The following is a 3,360-nucleotide window of genomic DNA, read 5'->3' as shown; positions in this document are numbered from 1 at the left end:
CTTCTCCATGCCCGTCGACCACCTGCACGCCCTGCAGGAATTGGCGCGCCACTTCGCCGCCGAGGATCACTCCAACACCGTCGTGGTCTCGCCCGATCTCGGCAACGCCAAGGAGGCCGCGGCCTTCGCCCGCCTGCTGGGAGCTGGCGTCGCCGCCGCGGCCAAGCAGCGCTTCTCCGGCGATCGGGTGGAGATCAGAGCCATCAATCGGCGAGGTCAGCGGCCGCGACGTCATCGTCCTGGATGACGAGATCGCCAAGGGCACCACCGTCATTGAACTCATCGCCCACCTGCGCCGCGAGAACGTCCGGTCGATCCGGGTCGCCTGCACCCACGGTCTGTTCGCCAATGACGCGGCCCGCCGCATCCTCGCGGAGCCCGGCGTGGAAGAGTTGATCACCACCAACACCGCCCCGATCTCGGAGAAGGACCGGGCCTCCGGCCTGAAGGTGCTGTCGGTGGCGCCGGCCCTGGCCGAGGCGATCCGCCGAATCCACAACGGCGAGTCGGTGAGCGCCCTCTTCGCCTGACGTGACAGGGGAGCTCTCGTCGGCTAATCGACCCCCTCCAAGTTGATGGAGCGCGTAGCGCCGTGACCGAGACCCCTGAAGAGCAAGGCTGGGCCACCGCGAAGACCCTGGCCGAGGCCCTGCCCTACATCCAGCGCTACGACCGCGAGACCGTGGTGATCAAATACGGCGGCCACGCCATGGGAGAGGAGTCCGTCGCCCGCCTGTTCGCCGCCGACGCCGTGCTGCTGAAGTTGTTGGGCCTGCACCCTGTCGTCGTGCACGGCGGCGGCCCGCAGATCTCCCGCATGCTCAACAAGGCCGGGGTGAAGTCGACCTTCATCGACGGCCTGCGGGTGACCGACGAGGCCACCATGGAGGTCGCCGAGATGGTGCTGTCGGGCGCCATCAACAAGGAGATCGCCAACTGGATCACGCTCGCCGGCGCCGAGGCCGATGTGCGCGGCGTGGGCCTGTCGGGCAAGGACGCCCGGCTGATCACCGTCCGCAAGGTCGAGCGCAGCAAGATCGATCCCGACAGCAATATCGAAAAGGCCGTCGACCTGGGCTTTGTGGGGGAGCCCACCCGCATCGATCCGCAGCTGATTCAGGGGCTGATCTCGGCCGATCATGACTACATCCCGGTGATCGCCCCCATCGGCGTCTCGGAAGAAGGCCAGACCTTCAACATCAACGCCGACACCGTGGCCGGCGCCCTGGCCGGCGCGCTGAAGGCCAAGCGCATGCTGCTGCTCACCGACGTCACCGGCGTCCTGGGCGCCGACGGCGAACTGATCCGTGAGATGAGCATCACGCAGGCCCGGGACGCCATCGCCACCGGCGTCGCCTCGGGGGGCATGATCCCCAAGCTGGAGACCGCCATCGCCGCGGTGGAGTCCGGCGTCGAGGCCGTGGTCATCCTGGACGGCCGCCGTCCCCACGCCATGCTGGTGGAGCTGTTCACCGAGCACGGGGCCGGCACCCTCATCACCCGATGACCGCCGACCTGACCCACATCGACACCTGGCTGTTTGATCTCGACAACACCCTCTATCCGGAGGAGTCGGGCTTCATGAGTCAGGTCGAGGGTCGGATGACCGACTTCGTGGCCAGGGTCACCGACCTGCCGCGCGACCAGGCCTACATCCTGCAGAAGAAATACTTGGCCGAGCACGGCCTGACCCTGCGCGGCCTGATGCTGAACCACGGCGTCGACCCGGCCGACTTCCACGCCCTGTTCCACGACCTGTCCCTGGAGCTGCTGGCCCAGGATCCCGACCTGGTGGGCGCGCTCTCCCAGCTGCCCGGCCGGCGCTTCATCTTCACGAACGCCGACGACAAGCACGCCGAGCGGGTCCTGGCCCATCTCGGCCTCGCCGACCTGTTCGACGACGTCTTCCACATCCATTCCTTCGGCTTCACGCCCAAGCCGGACCCGGTGGGGTTCCAGCGGATGCTCGACGCCCACGGCCTGGATCCCCGCGCGACGAGCTTCTTCGAGGACTCCGAGCGCAACCTGAAGCCCGCCTTCGACCTGGGCATGACCACGGTGCTCGTGGGACCGCAGGCGCAGCACTCCACCGCACCTTTCGTGAACCACCGCACCACCAAGCTCACGCCGTTCCTCACGGGCGCGCGTCTGAAGGAAACCACTTGATGTCCCTAGACCTGAAGTCCGTGATCGAAGCTGCCTGGGAAGCCCGCGACGGCGTCAACACCGGCACCACCGGCGAGGTCCGCGAGGCCGTCGAGGAAACCCTGAACCAGCTCGACGCCGGGACCCTGCGGGTCGCCAGCCGCGGCGATGATGGCGTCTGGACCACCCACCAGTGGGCCAAGCAGGCGATCCTGCTGTCGTTCCGGCTCAGCGCCAACCAGCTGATCGACGCCGGCGCGCCGCACCCCTATTGGGACAAGATTCCGCTCAAGTTCACCGGCTGGGACGCCGCCCGCTTCGAGGCCGCCGGCTTCCGTGCGGTGCCCGGCTGCATCGTGCGGCGCGGCGCCTATATCGCCCGCAACGTCATCATGACCCCGTCCTTCGTGAACATCGGCGCCTATGTCGATGAGGGCACCATGGTCGACACCTGGGCCACGGTCGGCTCCTGCGCCCAGATCGGCAAGAACGTCCATCTGTCGGGCGGCGCCGGGATCGGTGGGGTGCTGGAGCCCCTGCAGGCCAACCCCACCATCATCGAGGACGACTGCTTCATCGGCGCCCGCTCAGAGGTCGCCGAGGGCGTGATCGTGCGCAAGGGCAGCGTGCTCTCCATGGGCACCTTCATCACGTCGACCACCCGCATCGTCGACCGCAAGACCGGCGAGGTCTTCCAGGGCGAAGTGCCGGCCTATTCGGTGATCATGCCCGGCTCCATGCCCAACCCGGTGGACCCCGCCCTGCCGTCCATCAACTGCGCGGTCATCGTCAAGACCGTGGACGAACGCACCCGCTCCAAGACCTCCATCAACGAACTGCTGCGCGACTAGGCCCATGCTCGACGCCGTCGCCCTGACCCAGGACCTGATCCGCCGCCCCTCGGTGACCCCGGCCGACGCCGGCGCCATGGATATCGTCCAGCAGACCCTTCAGGGCCTGGGCTTTACCTGCCGGCGCATGAAGTTTGGCGAGATCGAGAACCTCTACGCCCGCTACGGGACCGCCCAGCCCAACCTCTGCTTCGCCGGTCATACGGACGTGGTGCCGGTGGGGGACGCCGGCGCCTGGAGTTCCGAGGCCTTCGCCGCTGAGATCATCGACGGGGTGCTGTTTGGTCGGGGCTCGGTGGACATGAAGAGCGGCGTGGCCGCCTTCGCCGCCGCCTGCGCCAAGGCCATAGCGGCGGGCCAGGTC

The 3,360-nt window shown here is 67.9% G+C and carries 5 protein-coding genes and 1 pseudogene; all 6 read left to right on the top strand.

Features of this window, described 5'->3' with window-relative positions:
• Positions 1 to 247 (top strand): annotated as a pseudogene (locus tag RMO97_RS14325) (hypothetical protein); the annotation flags it as partial.
• Positions 144 to 530, top strand: coding sequence for a phosphoribosyltransferase family protein (locus RMO97_RS14320; RefSeq protein ID WP_310541723.1), 387 nt, complete (start codon positions 144 to 146; stop codon positions 528 to 530). The pseudogene RMO97_RS14325 and the gene RMO97_RS14320, both read left to right, overlap by 104 nt.
• 62 nt (positions 531 to 592) lie before the next feature.
• Positions 593 to 1,507, top strand: coding sequence for an acetylglutamate kinase (gene argB, locus RMO97_RS14315; protein ID WP_310541722.1), 915 nt, complete (start codon positions 593 to 595; stop codon positions 1,505 to 1,507).
• Entirely contained in the window at positions 1,504 to 2,166 is a 663-nt protein-coding gene (locus tag RMO97_RS14310) for a pyrimidine 5'-nucleotidase (RefSeq protein ID WP_310541721.1), read from the top strand. The genes argB and RMO97_RS14310 overlap by 4 nt, the downstream gene beginning before the upstream one ends.
• On the top strand, positions 2,166 to 2,996 hold the full coding sequence (gene dapD / locus RMO97_RS14305) for a 2,3,4,5-tetrahydropyridine-2,6-dicarboxylate N-succinyltransferase (RefSeq protein ID WP_304779638.1): 831 nt from the start codon (positions 2,166 to 2,168) through the stop codon (positions 2,994 to 2,996). Before RMO97_RS14310 ends, dapD begins: the two co-directional genes overlap by 1 nt.
• 4 nt (positions 2,997 to 3,000) lie before the next feature.
• A partial coding sequence (locus tag RMO97_RS14300; protein WP_310541720.1) for a M20/M25/M40 family metallo-hydrolase occupies positions 3,001 to 3,360 on the top strand: 360 nt, incomplete at its 3' end.

This window comes from Phenylobacterium sp. (genome assembly GCF_031425575.1).
GTDB lineage: Bacteria > Pseudomonadota > Alphaproteobacteria > Caulobacterales > Caulobacteraceae > Phenylobacterium.
Note: the sequence above shows the minus strand (reverse complement) of the source record. Positions and strands in the feature narration are given on the sequence as shown.

Excerpts from the sequence above, each read along its gene's own strand:
- RMO97_RS14310 (WP_310541721.1), top strand. The coding sequence starts at position 1,504 with ATGACCGCCGACCTGACCCACATCGACACCTGGCTGTTTGATCTCGAC.
- dapD (WP_304779638.1), top strand. The coding sequence starts at position 2,166 with ATGTCCCTAGACCTGAAGTCCGTGATCGAAGCTGCCTGGGAAGCCCGC.